The sequence below is a fragment of the Cellulomonas humilata genome (assembly GCF_013359775.1).
Classification (GTDB): Bacteria; Actinomycetota; Actinomycetes; order Actinomycetales; family Cellulomonadaceae; genus Cellulomonas; species Cellulomonas humilata.
On the sequence record NZ_JABMCI010000052.1, the window covers coordinates 30902 to 45764 of the forward strand.

General features: G+C 70.8%; 17 protein-coding genes. 1 reads left to right on the plus strand and 16 read right to left on the minus strand.

Features of this window, described 5'->3' with window-relative positions; translation table 11 throughout:
- Positions 1–5 precede the first annotated feature (5 nt).
- The 16 genes from atpD to HP550_RS04560 form a co-directional block, all read right to left on the minus strand.
- On the minus strand, positions 6–1493 hold the full coding sequence (gene atpD / locus HP550_RS04485) for a F0F1 ATP synthase subunit beta (protein WP_175346392.1): 1488 nt from the start codon (positions 1491–1493) through the stop codon (positions 6–8).
- Between the two features lie 35 nt (positions 1494–1528).
- The gene (locus tag HP550_RS04490; RefSeq protein ID WP_175346393.1) at positions 1529–2422 is read right to left on the minus strand and encodes a F0F1 ATP synthase subunit gamma; all 894 of its coding nucleotides are present in this window, start codon (positions 2420–2422) and stop codon (positions 1529–1531) included.
- A gap of 1 nt (position 2423) precedes the next feature.
- Positions 2424–4052, minus strand: a complete 1629-nt coding sequence (gene atpA / locus HP550_RS04495) for a F0F1 ATP synthase subunit alpha (protein WP_175346394.1) — start codon at positions 4050–4052, stop codon at positions 2424–2426.
- Positions 4053–4133: 81 nt separating this feature from the next.
- On the minus strand, positions 4134–4946 hold the full coding sequence (locus HP550_RS04500; RefSeq protein WP_175346395.1) for a F0F1 ATP synthase subunit delta: 813 nt from the start codon (positions 4944–4946) through the stop codon (positions 4134–4136).
- A complete protein-coding gene (locus HP550_RS04505) occupies positions 4946–5536 on the minus strand; it encodes a F0F1 ATP synthase subunit B (protein ID WP_421732777.1) in 591 nt (196 codons plus the stop codon). Before HP550_RS04505 ends, HP550_RS04500 begins: the two co-directional genes overlap by 1 nt.
- Positions 5533–5739: an ATP synthase F0 subunit C gene (gene atpE / locus HP550_RS04510; RefSeq protein ID WP_055918092.1), complete on the minus strand. Its 207-nt coding sequence runs from the start codon at positions 5737–5739 to the stop codon at positions 5533–5535. Before atpE ends, HP550_RS04505 begins: the two co-directional genes overlap by 4 nt.
- A gap of 88 nt (positions 5740–5827) precedes the next feature.
- Positions 5828–6592: a F0F1 ATP synthase subunit A gene (gene atpB / locus HP550_RS04515; RefSeq protein WP_343047980.1), complete on the minus strand. Its 765-nt coding sequence runs from the start codon at positions 6590–6592 to the stop codon at positions 5828–5830.
- A gap of 198 nt (positions 6593–6790) precedes the next feature.
- Positions 6791–7204 carry a Cg1360 family ATP-synthase-associated protein gene (locus HP550_RS04520; RefSeq protein ID WP_175346396.1) on the minus strand — a complete coding sequence of 138 codons (414 nt, stop codon included), beginning with the start codon at positions 7202–7204 and terminating at the stop codon, positions 6791–6793.
- Positions 7201–8328 (minus strand): MraY family glycosyltransferase, encoded by a 1128-nt coding sequence (locus HP550_RS04525; RefSeq protein ID WP_175346397.1) that lies wholly within the window; start codon positions 8326–8328, stop codon positions 7201–7203. The genes HP550_RS04520 and HP550_RS04525 overlap by 4 nt, the downstream gene beginning before the upstream one ends.
- The gene (locus HP550_RS04530) at positions 8325–8975 is read right to left on the minus strand and encodes an L-threonylcarbamoyladenylate synthase (RefSeq protein WP_175346398.1); all 651 of its coding nucleotides are present in this window, start codon (positions 8973–8975) and stop codon (positions 8325–8327) included. The genes HP550_RS04525 and HP550_RS04530 overlap by 4 nt, the downstream gene beginning before the upstream one ends.
- On the minus strand, positions 8972–9859 hold the full coding sequence (gene prmC / locus HP550_RS04535; RefSeq protein ID WP_175346399.1) for a peptide chain release factor N(5)-glutamine methyltransferase: 888 nt from the start codon (positions 9857–9859) through the stop codon (positions 8972–8974). Before prmC ends, HP550_RS04530 begins: the two co-directional genes overlap by 4 nt.
- A complete protein-coding gene (gene prfA / locus HP550_RS04540) occupies positions 9856–10944 on the minus strand; it encodes a peptide chain release factor 1 (RefSeq protein ID WP_175346400.1) in 1089 nt (362 codons plus the stop codon). The genes prmC and prfA overlap by 4 nt, the downstream gene beginning before the upstream one ends.
- A gap of 137 nt (positions 10945–11081) precedes the next feature.
- Complete coding sequence (gene rpmE, locus HP550_RS04545; protein ID WP_056096298.1) at positions 11082–11297, minus strand: 50S ribosomal protein L31; 216 nt, start codon at positions 11295–11297, stop codon at positions 11082–11084.
- Between the two features lie 156 nt (positions 11298–11453).
- Entirely contained in the window at positions 11454–12308 is an 855-nt protein-coding gene (locus tag HP550_RS04550; protein WP_175346401.1) for a PPK2 family polyphosphate kinase, read from the minus strand.
- Between the two features lie 99 nt (positions 12309–12407).
- Positions 12408–13055: a response regulator gene (locus HP550_RS04555; RefSeq protein WP_175346402.1), complete on the minus strand. Its 648-nt coding sequence runs from the start codon at positions 13053–13055 to the stop codon at positions 12408–12410.
- On the minus strand, positions 13052–14200 hold the full coding sequence (locus tag HP550_RS04560; protein ID WP_175346403.1) for a sensor histidine kinase: 1149 nt from the start codon (positions 14198–14200) through the stop codon (positions 13052–13054). The genes HP550_RS04555 and HP550_RS04560 overlap by 4 nt, the downstream gene beginning before the upstream one ends.
- A 162-nt stretch (positions 14201–14362) precedes the next feature.
- Here HP550_RS04560 and HP550_RS04565 point away from each other — a divergent pair, with 162 nt between their 5' ends.
- Positions 14363–14857, plus strand: a complete 495-nt coding sequence (locus HP550_RS04565) for a DUF6326 family protein (protein ID WP_175346404.1) — start codon at positions 14363–14365, stop codon at positions 14855–14857.
- Positions 14858–14863: the final 6 nt, after the last annotated feature.

Here is a 14863-nt window from a genome sequence, read left to right on the forward strand (position 1 = left end):
TCAGGTCAGACGCCGTAGTCCTTCTGGATGCGGGCCCAGTTGCGCTCGAGGTCCTCGAGGCCACCGATGTTGAAGAAGGCCTGCTCGGCGATGTGGTCGAACTCGCCGTCGGCGATCTTGCCGAAGGCCTCGACCGTCTCCGTGAGCGGGACCGTCGAGCCGACGACACCGGTGAACTTCTCGGCCATGTACGTGTTCTGCGAGAGGAACTGCTGGATGCGACGGGCACGTGCGACGACCGTCTTGTCCTCCTCCGACAGCTCGTCGACACCGAGGATCGCGATGATGTCCTGGAGCTCCTTGTTGCGCTGGAGGATCGACTTCACGCGCGTCGCGGCGTCGTAGTGCGCCTGGCCGACGTAGCGGGGGTCGAGGATCCGGCTGGTCGACGTCAGCGGGTCCACGGCCGGGTACAGACCGCGGGACGCGATCTCGCGCGACAGCGCCGTCGTCGCGTCGAGGTGCGCGAACGTCGTGGCGGGGGCCGGGTCGGTGTAGTCGTCGGCAGGCACGTAGATCGCCTGGAGCGACGTGATCGAGTGACCACGCGTCGAGGTGATGCGCTCCTGGAGCAGGCCCATCTCGTCGGCGAGGTTCGGCTGGTAGCCGACCGCGGACGGCATGCGGCCGAGCAGCGTCGACACCTCGGAACCGGCCTGCGTGAACCGGAAGATGTTGTCGATGAAGAGCAGCACGTCCTGCTTCTGCACGTCGCGGAAGTACTCCGCCATCGTCAGCGCCGACAGGGCCACGCGCAGGCGCGTGCCCGGCGGCTCGTCCATCTGGCCGAAGACGAGCGCCGTCTTGTCGAAGACGCCGGCCTCCTCCATCTCGACGATGAGGTCGTTGCCCTCACGGGTGCGCTCGCCGACCCCGGCGAACACCGACACACCGCCGTGGTTGAGCGCGACGCGCTGGATCATCTCCTGGATGAGGACCGTCTTGCCGACGCCCGCACCACCGAAGAGGCCGATCTTCCCGCCGAGCACGTACGGCGTCAGCAGGTCGATGACCTTGATGCCGGTCTCGAACATCTCGGTCTTGCTCTCGAGCTGGTCGAAGGCCGGGGGCCGACGGTGGATGGGCCAGCGCTCGGTGATCTCGAGCTTCTCGCCCTCCTTGAGGTTCAGCACCTCGCCGATGACGTTGAAGACGTGACCCTTGGTGATGTCGCCGACGGGCACGCTGATCGCCTCGCCGGTGTCCCGCACGAGCGCGCCGCGGACCAGGCCGTCGGTCGGCTTGAGCGCGATGGCGCGGATGAGCGAGTCTCCGAGGTGCTGGGCGACCTCGAGGGTCATCGTCGTGGCGCCCTCGGACTCGCCCTCGCCCTGCGCCGACAGGTCGATGTCGACCTTGAGCGCGTTGTAGATCTCGGGGATCTGGTCCGACGGGAACTCGATGTCGACGACGGGGCCGATGACCCGCGCGACCCGACCCACGCCAGGACCGGACGCGTGCTCGACGGCAGCTTCGGTAGTGGTAGCAGTCATGGTGTTTCTCCGGTTCGTCTGTGGGGACGTAGTCGTCAGGAGGCGAGTGCGTCGGCGCCCGACACGATCTCGCTGATCTCTTGGGTGATCTCGGCCTGGCGGGCCTGGTTGGCGAGCCGGGTGTACATGCGCACCAGGTCCTCCGCGTTCTCGGTGGCGGTGTGCATGGCCCGCTGACGGGCCGCGAGCTCGGACGCCGCCGCCTGCAGGAGGCAGGTGTAGATGCGGCTGCGCACGTACATCGGCAGCAGCGCGTCCAGCACGGCCTCCGGCGACGGCTCGAACTCGTACAGCGGCGGGATCTCGTTCTCGTCGCGCGCCTCGACGCCCTCGACGATCTCGAGCGGCAGCAGCCGGATGACCCGCGGAGTCTGCGACACCATGTTCCGGAAGTGCGTGAACACGACGTGCAGCTCCGCGACCCCACCCTGGTCCGCCGGGGCCTCGAACGCCGCGAGCAGCGTGTCGGCGATCTCGGCGGCGACCTCGACCGACGGCGCGTCCGAGTTGCCCGTCCACTGCCCCGCGAGCTCGCGTCCGCGGAACGAGTAGTAGGAGACGGCCCGGCGTCCGGTGGCGTACACGACCGGCGTCTTGCCCGCGTCGGTGAGCCGACCGATGAGGCGCTCGGCCTCCCGGATCGCGCTCGCCGAGTAGGCGCCGGCCATGCCGCGGTCGGACGTGACGACCAGGACCGCGACCCGGTCCGTGTCCGACCGCTCGGTGACGAGCGGGTGGGTCACGTTCGAGTGGGTGGCCACGGCCGACACCGCACGGGTCAGCGCGCGGGAGTACGGCGTCGCCGCCGTCACCCGGTCGCGCGCCTTGCCGATCCGCGACGCAGCGATGAGCTCCATCGCACGGAAGATCTTCTTCAGCGACTCTGTCGACCGGATCCGCTGCCGGTAGACGCGCTGCTGACCTGCCACGTCAGCCCTTCTTCTGCCGGACGATCTGCTCCTGCTCGATCTCGACCTCGGCGCCGTCGTCGGCAGAGCCGACCAGCGTCGTGCCGTCGCCCACCAGGAAGCCGTTGCGGAAGTCCTCGATCGCGTCCCCGAGAGCCTTCTCGGTGTCGTCGTCGAGCTTGCCCGACGACGCAATGGTCGACAGGACGTCCGTGTTGCGGCGCAGGTGGTCGAGCAGCTCGGCCTCGAACCGGCGCACGTCCGCGATCGGGACGTCGTCCAGCTTGCCCTTGGTGCCGGCCCAGATCGACGCGACCTGGTCCTCGACCGGGTACGGCGAGTACTGCGCCTGCTTGAGCAGCTCCATGAGGCGGGCGCCACGGGTCAGCTGGGCGCGCGAGGCGGCGTCGAGGTCGGACGCGAACATCGCGAACGCCTCGAGCGACCTGAACTGCGCGAGGTCCAGCTTCAGCGTGCCGGAGACCGACTTCATCGCCTTGACCTGCGCGGCACCACCCACGCGGGACACCGAGATGCCCACGTCGACGGCCGGGCGCTGGTCCGCGTTGAACAGGTCGGACTGGAGGAAGATCTGCCCGTCGGTGATGGAGATGACGTTGGTCGGGATGTACGCCGAGACGTCGTTGGCCTTGGTCTCGATGACCGGCAGGCCCGTCATCGAACCGCCGCCCAGCTCGTCCGACAGCTTGGCGCAACGCTCGAGCAGACGGGAGTGCAGGTAGAACACGTCACCGGGGTAGGCCTCGCGGCCCGGCGGGCGACGCAGCAGCAGCGACACGGCACGGTAGGCCTCGGCCTGCTTGGACAGGTCGTCGAAGACGATCAGGACGTGCTTGCCCTGGTACATCCAGTGCTGGCCGATGGCCGAGCCGGTGTACGGCGCCAGGTACTTGAAGCCGGCCGGGTCGGACGCGGGAGCGGCGACGATCGTCGTGTACTCGAGCGCGCCGGCCTCCTCCAGGGCACCGCGGACCGCGGCGATGGTGGAGCCCTTCTGGCCGATGGCGACGTAGATGCAGCGAACCTGCTGCTTCGGGTCGCCGGTCTCCCAGTTGGCCTTCTGGTTGATGATCGTGTCGATCGCGATCGCCGTCTTGCCCGTCTGGCGGTCACCGATGATCAGCTGGCGCTGGCCACGGCCGATCGGGATCATCGCGTCGATGGCCTTGAGGCCGGTCTGCAGCGGCTCGTGCACGCTCTTGCGGGCCATGACGCCGGGGGCCTGGAGCTCGAGGGCGCGGCGGCCCTCGGTCTTCAGCTCGCCCAGTCCGTCGATCGGCTGGCCCAGCGGGTCGACGACGCGACCGAGGTAGCCGTCACCGATCGGGACGGAGAGCACCTCGCCCGTGCGGCGGACCTCCTGGCCCTCCTCGATGCCGGTGAACTCGCCCAGCACCACGACGCCGATCTCACGGACGTCCAGGTTCAGCGCGAGGCCGAGCGTGCCGTCCTCGAACCGCAGGAGCTCGTTCGCCATCGCGCCCGGGAGGCCCTCGACCTGCGCGATGCCGTCGGCCGTCAGGGTCACGCGGCCGACCTCTTCGGAGACCACGCCGGACGGCTCGTAGGACTTCACGAAGCTGTCCAGCGCGGCCCGGATCTCGTCGGGCCGGATCGTCAGCTCAGCCATTGCTCTTCTCCTGTCGTGACCGCCGGTCGGGCGGTCGTACGTTCGTTCACGTCGTTCAATGGGCCGGCCTGGGGCCGATTCTCAGCTGGCAAGTCGTCGTCGTGCGTCGGCGAGCCTGGCGAGCACGGTCGAGTCGACCACGTCCGCGCCCACCTGGATGCGCAGTCCCCCGAGGATCTCGGGGTCCACCGTCACGTTGAGCTGGAGCTCCTGCCCGTAGGCCTGCTGGAGGATCCCGCCGAGGCGGTCCAGCTGCGCCTGCGAGAGCTCGCTGCCGGAGGTCACGGCCGCCACGAGGCGCTCGCGCCGTGCGGCGGCGAGATCGCCGACGAGGCCGAGCGTCGCGACGAAGCGCCGACCGCGGGGCGAGGATGCCGCACGCCGTGCCACCGCGAGGGTGGCGTCGGCGACCTTGCCGCGCAGCAGGTTCGCCGCGAGGTCCGCCCGCTTGTCGCCGGGGACCCGCGGGTCGAACAGCGCCTGCCGCACCTCGCGCTGCCCGACGAGCGACCGCGTGATGCGGAACAGCTCGTCCTCGACCCGCTCGAGCTCGTTGCCCGCCTGCGCGGACGCGAGCACGGCGTCGAAGCCCAGCTGCTCCACGGCCTCGATGAGGTCCTCGGCCGAGGACCAGCGCTGCTGCACGAGCCCGGACACCACCTCGACCACGCGAGGGTCGAGCCGGCCGAGCGCGCCCGAGACCAGCCCCGCCTTGGCGTCACCCCGGATCGCGGGGTCGGACAGCGTGCGTCGCAGCGAGCCCGAGGAGTCCATGGCGTCGACGACGGCGAACAGCTGCTCGCCGAGCGTGATCGCCTGCGCACCCGCCGCAGCCAGCACCGGCTCGAACCGGAGCTGGGTAGCGCCGAGCGACGCCAGGCTCGTGCCGCGCATCAGTTCTCCTTGCCGGCGCTCGTGGTTGCCGTCGCGTTCGCCTCGAGCTCCTCGAGGAACCGGTCGACCACCCGCGACTGCCGGGCGGAGTCCTCGAGGGACTCGCCGACGATCTTGGAGGCGAGCTCGGTGGCCAGTGCACCCACGTCGTTGCGCAGGGACACCGCGGCCTGCTGACGCTCGGCCTCGATCTGGCGCTGCGCCGTCTCGACCGTGCGCGCTGCCTCGGCCGCTGCCTTCGCCTTGAGCTCGGTGACGATGGCACCGCCCTCGGCGCGGGCCGCCTCCTTGATGCGGGCTGCCTCCGTGCGGGCGTCGGCGAGCTGCTGCTCGTACTCGGCACGCAGCTCGGCTGCCTCGGCCTGGGCGGCCTCGGCGTGCTGGAGCCCGCCCTCGATCTTCTCCGTGCGCTCGTCGAGGACGGCCTGGAACTTCGGCAGGGCGTACTTGATGAACACGACGGCGATGATCACCACGATCACCAACGACCAGACGATGTCGTAGGTGTGCGGGAGGAGGGGGTTGACCTCTTCCTCCTCAGCGGCCGCTGCCACGCTGTACGCGGCAGCGACGAGCGGCGCGGTGATCACAGGAAGAACGGGGTGGCGATGGCCAGGAGGGCGAGGATCTCGATGAACGCGAGACCCACGAACATGGTGGAGCGCAGCTGGCCGGCCATCTCGGGCTGACGCGCCATGCCCTCGATCGTCTTGCCGAACAGGATGCCGAGACCGATGCCGGGGCCGATGGCCGCGAGACCGTATCCGACGAGGGCGAGTCCGGTGATTTCCACGGGGTGGTTCCTTTCATCTGCGCGCCACGCGGCGCGTCCGGTCAGGGGCGACGGTCCGAGGATCAGCCCGCCACGATGGGTCTGTCGATCAGTGCTCTTCGGAGATCGACATCTGCAGGTAGACAGCGGTGAGGATCGAGAACACGTACGCCTGCAGGGCGGCCACGAAGACCTCGAGCAGGAAGAAGGCGAAGCCGGCCACGAACGTGACGGCACCGAACGCCTTCAGAGCGCCCGACGCCTCGAAGAACAGGAACGAGGTGGCCGCGAAGCACAGGGCGAGCAGCAGGTGGCCGGCCATCATGTTGGCCAGGAGCCGGATGACCAGCGTGGCGGGCCTCAGGAGGAACACCTGGAGGGCCTCGACCGGCGTCAGCAGGATGTAGATGGGCCACGGCACGCCGGGCGGGAACAGGCTGTGCTTGAGGTACCCACCGACGCCGAACTTCTTGACGCCCTGCCACAGGTACAGGAAGTAGACCCACAGGGCGAAGATGATCGGCAGGCCGATCACCGACGTCCCCGCAATGTTGAGGAACGGGATCACGCCCGTGATGTTGAAGAAGAAGACTGCGAAGAAGATCGTCGTGATGATCGGGACGTACTTCTTGCCGTCCTTCTCACCGAGGATCTCGTACGCGATCGAGTTGCGGCAGAAGTCCAGCCCCATCTCGAGGATGCTCTGGAACCGGCCGGGGACCAGCTTGGCGCGGCGGGCGCCGATGATGAAGATGAGCATGAGCGCGACGACCGCGATGAGCCGGACCAGGATGATCCGGTTGATCTCGAACGGTGTGCCCTCGAACCAGATGGCCGGCGGGAAGAAGTCGGCGAGCGAGGGGGGATGGAACACCGCGCCGCTGTCTTCTTCCGCGGCGAGCGGCAGGATCGTCGCAAGGCTGAACAGGGCGGTCTCCTGTGGTCGTGTGCGCCGAGTGCCGCATCAATGCGGGCACGAGCACGGCGCCGGGCCGTCATGGATGGCGAAAGCCTAACCTATGCAGGGCCTTGGTCCTGACCCGCGGCGGGCCTCCGGGAGGCTCCGCGGCCGCTACCCCTCGAAGTACCCCACGCGGCCACGCTGCACCGCGCGCGCGTCCAGGACGGCCGACCCGATGACGCCCGCGATGGACACCAGGAAGAGCACCTGCGGGTTGTAGAAGTCGTACTGCTTGAGGATCACCAGAACCACGATGACGACGATCAGCTTGCCCAGCCAGGCGCCCATGATCACCGCCATCATGGTCGTCGGGGCGGAGCGTGCGGTACGCAGGACCGAGATCACCGTGGTCCCCGAGAAGATCAGCGCGATGCCGACGCCGAGCAGCGCCCCCCAGACGCCTGCGGAGCCGTCGACGAGGTAGCCGACCACGACGCCGACGACGGTGAGGACCCCGAGCAGCACGAGCATGTCGCGCAGCGACTGGCGGAAGACGGCCTCCGCGGCCGTGGGCGGGGTGCTCATCGAACGGCCTCCAAGGGCGGTGGTGCGGCGGCCCGGCCGCGCAGCGGTCCGAGCGTCAGCAGGGTGGCGACCAGGACGGCGGCGCCGAAGGTGATCAGCACGGCGGTGGTCTCCCAGCGGACCAGTGCGGCGACCCCGAAGGCGAACACCGCCGTCCAGACGTACAGGATCGCGACCGCACGGCGGTGCGAGTGGCCGATCTGGAGCATCCGGTGGTGCAGGTGCATGCGGTCGGGGTGGAACGGCGACTTGCCGGCGCCCACCCGCCGGACGATCGCGAGGCCCATGTCCAGCAGCGGCAGCAGCAGCACCGCGAACGGCAGGAGCATCGGCAGGAACGCCGGGAACCGCTGGCGCACCAGCACCTGCTCCGGGTCGATCTGGCCGGTGATGATGATGGCCGCGGCGCTGAACACGAAGCCGAGCACCATGGCCCCCGAGTCGCCCATGAAGATGCGCGCCGGGTACACGTTGTGCGGCAGGAAGCCGATGCACGCGCCCACCAGCACCGCGAGCACCAGGGCCGCCAGGTTGGCGTTGGCGTAGGCGCCGGGGTTGGCGCCCGCGGTGAGCAGGTAGGCGTACAGGAAGAACGCGGTGCCGCCGATCGCCAGCACGCCCGCGGCGAGCCCGTCGAGCCCGTCGACGAAGTTCACCGCGTTCATGGCGATGACGACGGTGAGCACGGTGAAGAACGTGGCCATCCGGGTGGACCCGACGATCGGCATGCCTGCGGTGGGGAGCTGGTACAGCAGCACGCCCTGCCACGCGAGGAACCCGCCCGCCAGCACCTGGCCCATGAGCTTGGTGAGCCAGTCGAGGTCCCAGATGTCGTCGGCGATCCCGAGGGCGCACACGATCGCGGCCCCGCCCATGATGCCGACCAGGGGCCGGATGTTGTCGTACACCCCCGCGAGGAAGGGCAGCGAGCTGACCATGAGGATCGCCACGAGCATGCCCGCGAACATCGCCATGCCGCCCAGCCGGGGCGTCGGGATCGCGTGCACGTCCCGGTCCCGGACCGCGGTGATGGCGCCCCAGCGCAGCGCGCACCAGCGGGCCAGCGGGGTCATGAGATAGGCCACGGTGGCGGAGATGAGCAGGGCGAGCAGGTAGACCCTCACGCGGTGGGCCCCTCGACCGGCGTGACCTCGTTCAGCTGCTCCAGGCTCAGGGCGCCCGTGCGGACGAGCCGCAGGGTGTCCCCCGTGGCGTCGACGATGGTCGACGCCACCTGGCCGGGCGCGTCGCCCGCGTCGAGGTAGACGGCCACGGACTCGCCGAGCTGGTCGAACGCCGCCTGTGCGGTGACCGCGGCGGGCGAGCCTGTCGTGTTGGCGCTGGAGACCGCCAGCGGTCCCGTGCGGCGCAGCAGCGCCAGCGCGGTCTCGTGGTCGGGCACCCGGAGCGCGACCGTGCCCCTCGTCTCGCCCAGGTCCCAGGCCAGCGACGGCTGTGCGCGGACGATGAGCGTGAGGCCGCCGGGCCAGAACGCCTCGGCCAGCGCGCGGGCGCCGGCGGGCACGTCGGTGGCCAGGCCGTCGAGGGTGCGCACGTCGGGGATCAGCACGGGCGGCGGCATCTGCCGACCGCGGCCCTTGGCGTCCAGGAGCGCCTGGACGGCGGGCGGGGTGAACGCGTCGGCCGCGATCCCGTAGACCGTGTCGGTGGGCAGCACGACGAGGCCCCCACGGGACAGGACGTTGACCGCCTCGTCGAGCGCCGGTCCCCAGGTGGTGGGGTCGCTCGCGGGGGTGATCCGCTCGTTCACGGCGCCGAGTCTGTCACGTGCGGCTGAGCGGCTCGCCGGGCGACGAGCATCCGGGGCCGACCGGTCAGGTCGGGACGCGACTCCACGTCGACGAACGCGCCCGTGGCCGCGGCGGCCTCGCGCGCGGCAGCGTCCTGCACCTCGGCGTGCTCCATCACCAGCAGCCCGCCCGGGACGAGCAGGCGGGCGGCCGCGCGCAGGACCGCCCGGGGCACGTCCAGCCCGTCCAGGCCGCCGCCGTACAGGGCGAGGTCGGGGTCGTGGTCGCGCACCTCGGGGTCCACCGGCTCGGCGTCGGGCGGGATGTACGGCGGGTTGGCGACGAGCACGTCGACCGTGCCGTCGAGCTCGCTCAACAGGGTCGGGTCGGCGACGTCGCCGTGCTCGACGCGGACGTCCGCCCCGACCGCGACCGCGTTGCGCCGCGTCAGGTCCACGGCCTCGGGCGACAGGTCGACGGCCACCACGCGGGCGGCGCGGACCTCGGTCGCCACGGACAACGCGATCCCGCCGGCGCCGCAGCACAGGTCCACGACGAGTGGCTCCGGCAGTCGTGCCGCCTCGTCGATCGCCACCTGCGCCACCACCTCGGTCTCGGGCCGAGGGACGAACACGCCGGGCTCGACCAGGAGCGTCAGGTAGCGGAACCCCGTGCTGCCGACCAGGTGCTGCAGCGGCTCCCGGTTCCGCCGCCGCTCGACCAGCCCGGCGAACTGCTCCGCGAAGCCGTCCGGCACGGGCGGCGGGAGGACCAGCTCGAGCCGGTCCAGACCCAACACGTGGGCGGCCAGCGCGGTGGCGTCGTGCCGCGGCGACTGCACCCCGGCCTCGGCCAGGATCCGCGTGGCGCCCTCGACCAGGGCCCGCAGGTCGGGGACCGTCATGCGTCCCCCGCCGCCGCGAGCCGCGCGGCCTCGTCGGCGTCGATCGCGCTCTGCACGACCGGAGCCAGCTCACCGCCGAGCACGGCGTCGAGGTTGTACGCCTTGTAGCCGGTGCGGTGGTCCGCGATCCGGTTCTCGGGGTAGTTGTACGTACGGATGCGCTCCGAGCGGTCGACCGTGCGCACCTGCGACCGCCGCGCCACGCTCGCGGCCGCGGCGGCCTCCTCCTGCCGGGCAGCCAGGATCCGGGCGCGCAGCACGCGCATGCCGGCCTCGCGGTTCTGCAGCTGCGACTTCTCGTTCTGCATGGACACGACGATCCCCGTCGGCAGGTGCGTGATGCGGACGGCGGAGTCGGTGGTGTTGACCGACTGGCCGCCGGGGCCCGACGACCGGTACACGTCGATGCGCAGGTCGTTCGCGTCGATCGCCACCTCGGCCTCGTCCTCCGCCTCCGGGAACACCAGGACGCCGGCCGCCGACGTGTGGATGCGGCCCTGCGACTCCGTGACGGGCACCCGCTGCACGCGGTGCACACCGCCCTCGTACTTCAGGTGCGCCCAGACGCCGTCCTCCGGCGCGACCGTGCCGCGCGCCTTGATGGCGAGCTGCGCGTCCTTGTACCCGCCCAGGTCCGACTCGGTGGCGCCCAGCAGTTGCGTCGCCCAGCCCATCTTCTCGGCGTACCGGGTGTACATCCGCAGCAGGTCGGCGGCGAACAGCGCCGACTCCTCGCCGCCCTCCCCCGCCTTGACCTCGAGGATCACGTCGCGGGCGTCGTCGGGGTCGCGCGGGATGAGCACCTCGCGCAGCCGGGCGGAGGCGGCGTCTGCGGCCTGCTGGAGCGACGGCAGCTCGGCGGCGAAGCTCTCGTCCACCTCGGCCAGCTCGGCGGCGGCCTCGGCGTCGTCGGACGCGGCCCTCCAGGCGGTGTAGGCCTGCGCGACCCGCCCCAGCTCGGCGTACCGGCGGCCCAGCTTGCGGGCGTTCGCGGCGTCGGCGTGCACGGCGGGGTCGGCCAGCTGCGCCTCGATCTGCGCGTGCTCGGCGAGCAGCGGTTCGGCGGCGGCGAATGCCTCGCTCATGCGGGTGTCCCTCTGGGTGGCTGGGTCGGTCACGACAACGGGAGCCGTCGGCTCCGGCAACGACACAGCGCCGGTGCCCACGCGGACACCGCCATGGAGGGCGGTCGTCCGCGCCGGGCACCGGCGCTGCGGGGTTGCTAGTTGGCGGCCTTCTTGCCGTACCGCGCCTCGAACCGGGCCACGCGGCCGCCGGTGTCGAGGATCTTCTGCTTGCCCGTGTAGAACGGGTGGCAGGCGCTGCAGACGTCGGCGTGGATCTTGCCGCTGGTGACCGTCGAGCGCGTGACGAAGGTGCTGCCACAGGTGCAGGTGACCTCGGTCAGGACGTACTCGGGGTGGATGTCAGCCTTCACAGAACTATCTCCTTGGGTGGGTGTCTCCGGGTCCGGACGCGCGACTGGCGCCGGTGAACCGCAGACCAGCGAACCATTGTGCCAGAACAGCGACGCGGCCCGAAATCATCCCGCAGTCATCCCGAAGTCGTCCCGAAGTCGTCCCACAGGAGGCGCTCAGAGCGTCTGCGCGTCGAGCCGCGCCTTCTCCGCCTCGATGTCGAAGTCGGCGGCCGGCCACTCGAGCTGCAGGTCCTCCAGCGCACCCCGCAGCAACCGCCCGACCACCAGCTGCGCGTACCACTTGTTGTCCGCCGGCACCGCGTACCAGGGCGCGTGCTCCGTGCTGGTCCGGTCCAGGACCGCCTGGTACGCCTCCTGGTACAGCGGCCACTTGGCGCGCTCGTCGATGTCGCCGGGGTTGAACTTCCAGTACTTGTCCGGGCGCTCCAGCCGCTCGCGCAGCCGGGCCTTCTGCTCCTGCGGCGAGACGAGCAGGGCCACCTTGACGAGGGTGGTGCCGGCGTCGACGACCTCGCGCTCGAACGCGTTGATCTCGTCGTACCGCGGCTCCCAGACCTCCTGCGGCACCAGCTCGTTGACGCGGACCACCAGCACGTCCTCGTAGTGCGACCGGTCGAACACCCCGATGCGCCCGGGCGCCGGCAGCGCCTCACGGATCCGCTGCAGGTAGTGCTGCGAGCGCTCCTTCTCGGTGGGCACCCCGAACGACCGCAGCTGCACCCCCTGCGGGTCCACCATGCCGAGCACGTGCCGGACGATCCCCCCCTTGCCCGACGTGTCCATCCCCTGCAGGACCAGCAGGACCGAGCGCGTGCCGTCCGAGCGCCCGTCGGCGTACAGGCGCTCCTGCAGCTCGCTCAGGTGCTCCCCGTCCTTCTGGAGCCGCTTCTCGGCCGCCGTCTCGCCGTGCTCCCACCCGGGCGTCGCGGCCAGGTCGGCCTTCGCCAGGTCGAACCCGGCCCGGACCCGAAGGGCCTCCCGGGGTGGTGTGCTCCACGACTTCGCCATCGAACGTCTCCCGGGACTCGCACCAGTGCGGACGACTGCACGGTAGCGGGGCGGCGACGGCCCCGCCTCCGTGCGGACGGCGAGGAACGACGTCGAGCCCTAGACGCGGCGGGTCTCGTGAGCCCACATGGCGAGCTCCACGCGGTTGCGGGCGCCGAGCTTCCTCATGAGGCTGGCCAGGTGGGCCTTGACGGTGCTCGTGCTGATGAACAGCTCGGAGGCGATCTCGTCGTTGGTGCGGCCCTGCGCCACCGGGACGAGGACCTCCTCCTCACGGGCCGTGAGCGGCTCGAGGGGCTGCCGCGCCGGTACGGCCTGGGAGTGCGCGAACGCTGCGAGGAGGCGGACGGTCACGCTCGGTGCGATGAGCGCATCTCCGTCGGCCGCGGCGCGGATCGCCTGGGTCAGGAGCGCGGGTCCGGCGTCCTTGAGCAAGAACCCGCGGGCGCCGGCCTTGAGTGCCCCGTGGACGTACTCGTCGAGATCGAAGGTGGTGATCACCACGATCGGAAGGGGGTCGCCGACGTCGGGTCCGGCAAGGTGACGGGTGGCCTGGATGCCGTCCATCAGCGGCATCCGGATGTCGAACAGGCCGACGTCCGGGCGGAGCTGCAGCGCCAGGCGCACTGCCTCGCGGCCGTCTGCGGCCGCGCCGACCACCTCGATGTCGGGTTGGGCGTCGAGCAGCATCGTCAGACCGCTGCGGACGATGTGCTGGTCGTCGGCGATCAGTACCCGGATGCTCATCGTCCGGTCCGGGTCCGGGGCAGCGTCGCCTGGACCCGCCAGCCACGGTCGGCGGTCGGTCCCGCGTGGAACGTCCCGCCGAGCAGCGTGGTGCGTTCCTGCATACCCACGAGGCCGTATCCGCCCACGCCGCCGTCGGCCGTGCTGGGCGCACCGTCGTCGTCGACGGTCAGCCGTACGTCCTCGGCGTCACCGGCAACGACCACCGTGACCCGCGTCGCCTGGCGGGCGTGCCGGCGCGCGTTCGTGATCGACTCCTGGGCCAGGCGGTAGATCGCGGCCCCGACGGCCGGGCTGAGGTCCTCGAGCTCCCCGGAGAGCGTCACCTGGACGTGCGGACGCGCCTCGGTACCGCTGGTGAGCCGCTCGAGGTCGGCGACTCCGGGTTGCGGCGCGAGCTCCGCATCCTGCGAGGCGCGCAGGACGCCCACCATGGAACGCATCTCGAGGAGCGCCTGGGTGGCGGCGTTCTCGATGGTGACCAGGGCTTCGACGGCACGCTCGGGGTCCGAGGCTGCGACGGCACGTCCCGCCTGAGCCTGGATGGCGATGCCAGAGACGTGGTGGGCGACGGTGTCGTGGAGCTCGCGAGCGATCTGCTCGCGCTCGCGGGTCTTGGCTTCGTCGATGTCGCGGATGCGGGCTCTCGCGTGGAAGCGGATCGCAGCGCCGAGCGCCGCGGAGAACAGGAAGAAGGCGTAGGCGCCGACCGCGTCCGCCAGGCTGGTCGGGTCGGCCACGTTGGTGACGGCCAGCCAGACGAGGATGACTCCGAAGCCGATCACCGCCTCGCGACCGGCTCCCCACCGGAACAGGGAGTAGGCCAGGACCAGCGCTGCCGAGATGCTCGTCAGCAGCCCGCCCTCCGTGCCCGAGAGGATCCTGACGGCGTCGACCAGCGTCAACGTGCCGAAGCAGACCACGACCGCCCCGAGCGGGTGGGTGCGTCGCCAGAGCAGCGGCGCCACGACCGCGAGCACGGCGAGGAGCACCAGCGGGAGCGGCGCGAGGACGTCACGGAGCACCGCTTCGGCCACGGACCAGACCGTCAGCACGGCGACGAGCGCCCAGTCCCGGGAGCTCCGCGCGGGAGGGTTCGCCGGTCGAGGTTCGGCCCACAGCACGCGCAGGACGTTGGTGACCATCCGGCCAGCCTAGGGACGCGCCGTTGGCGGTGAATCAGCCGAAAGCACAAGAGGCCCACTGAGCGAACGGCCAGCTCAGGTCGGTCTCGGAGGCCGGTGTGCCCAGCACGGGGGTCCGCCAACGTGGAGGAGCCACACCTCACCGAGATGACGGAGCACCTGATGAGAACACTTCGAGACAACACCACCGCGCTGGACGACTCGCGACTGCCGGTGCGGGCCAAGCTCGTCGCGGCGTGGACGAGCTTCATGTTCCTGTACGTCTACGTGGACATCGTGGGCTTCTACGTGCCGGGCAAGATCGACGACATCCTGGTCGGCGTCGTCTTCGAGTTCGACATCACCCAGACGTTGTTGACCGCTCTCCTCGCGCTCATGGCCGTCCCGATCCTGATGGTGGTGCTGTCCGCCATGCTGCCGGCCCGCGCGAGCCGGATCACCAACCTCGTCGTGGCATCGGTCCAGGTCCCCTTCGCGATGTTCAACGCGGTGGGCGAGTCCTGGACGTACTACTACTGGGGCGCCGTCCTGCTGGAAGTGATCCTGCTCGCCGTCATCCTGCGGCTGGCCTGGACCTGGCCCCGCCGCGTCGCATCGCCTGCGACGACGGCAGCCAGCGCGTACGAGGAGCCTCGTCGGACGCAGCACACCGCGTGACACCCG

Excerpts from the sequence above, each read along its gene's own strand:
- atpD (WP_175346392.1), bottom strand. The coding sequence starts at position 1,493 with ATGACTGCTACCACTACCGAAGCTGCCGTCGAGCACGCGTCCGGTCCT.
- atpA (WP_175346394.1), bottom strand. The coding sequence starts at position 4,052 with ATGGCTGAGCTGACGATCCGGCCCGACGAGATCCGGGCCGCGCTGGAC.
- HP550_RS04500 (WP_175346395.1), bottom strand. The coding sequence starts at position 4,946 with ATGCGCGGCACGAGCCTGGCGTCGCTCGGCGCTACCCAGCTCCGGTTC.
- HP550_RS04520 (WP_175346396.1), bottom strand. The coding sequence starts at position 7,204 with ATGAGCACCCCGCCCACGGCCGCGGAGGCCGTCTTCCGCCAGTCGCTG.
- prmC (WP_175346399.1), bottom strand. The coding sequence starts at position 9,859 with ATGACGGTCCCCGACCTGCGGGCCCTGGTCGAGGGCGCCACGCGGATC.
- prfA (WP_175346400.1), bottom strand. The coding sequence starts at position 10,944 with ATGAGCGAGGCATTCGCCGCCGCCGAACCGCTGCTCGCCGAGCACGCG.
- HP550_RS04550 (WP_175346401.1), bottom strand. The coding sequence starts at position 12,308 with ATGGCGAAGTCGTGGAGCACACCACCCCGGGAGGCCCTTCGGGTCCGG.
- HP550_RS04555 (WP_175346402.1), bottom strand. The coding sequence starts at position 13,055 with ATGAGCATCCGGGTACTGATCGCCGACGACCAGCACATCGTCCGCAGC.
- HP550_RS04560 (WP_175346403.1), bottom strand. The coding sequence starts at position 14,200 with ATGGTCACCAACGTCCTGCGCGTGCTGTGGGCCGAACCTCGACCGGCG.
- HP550_RS04565 (WP_175346404.1), top strand. The coding sequence starts at position 14,363 with ATGAGAACACTTCGAGACAACACCACCGCGCTGGACGACTCGCGACTG.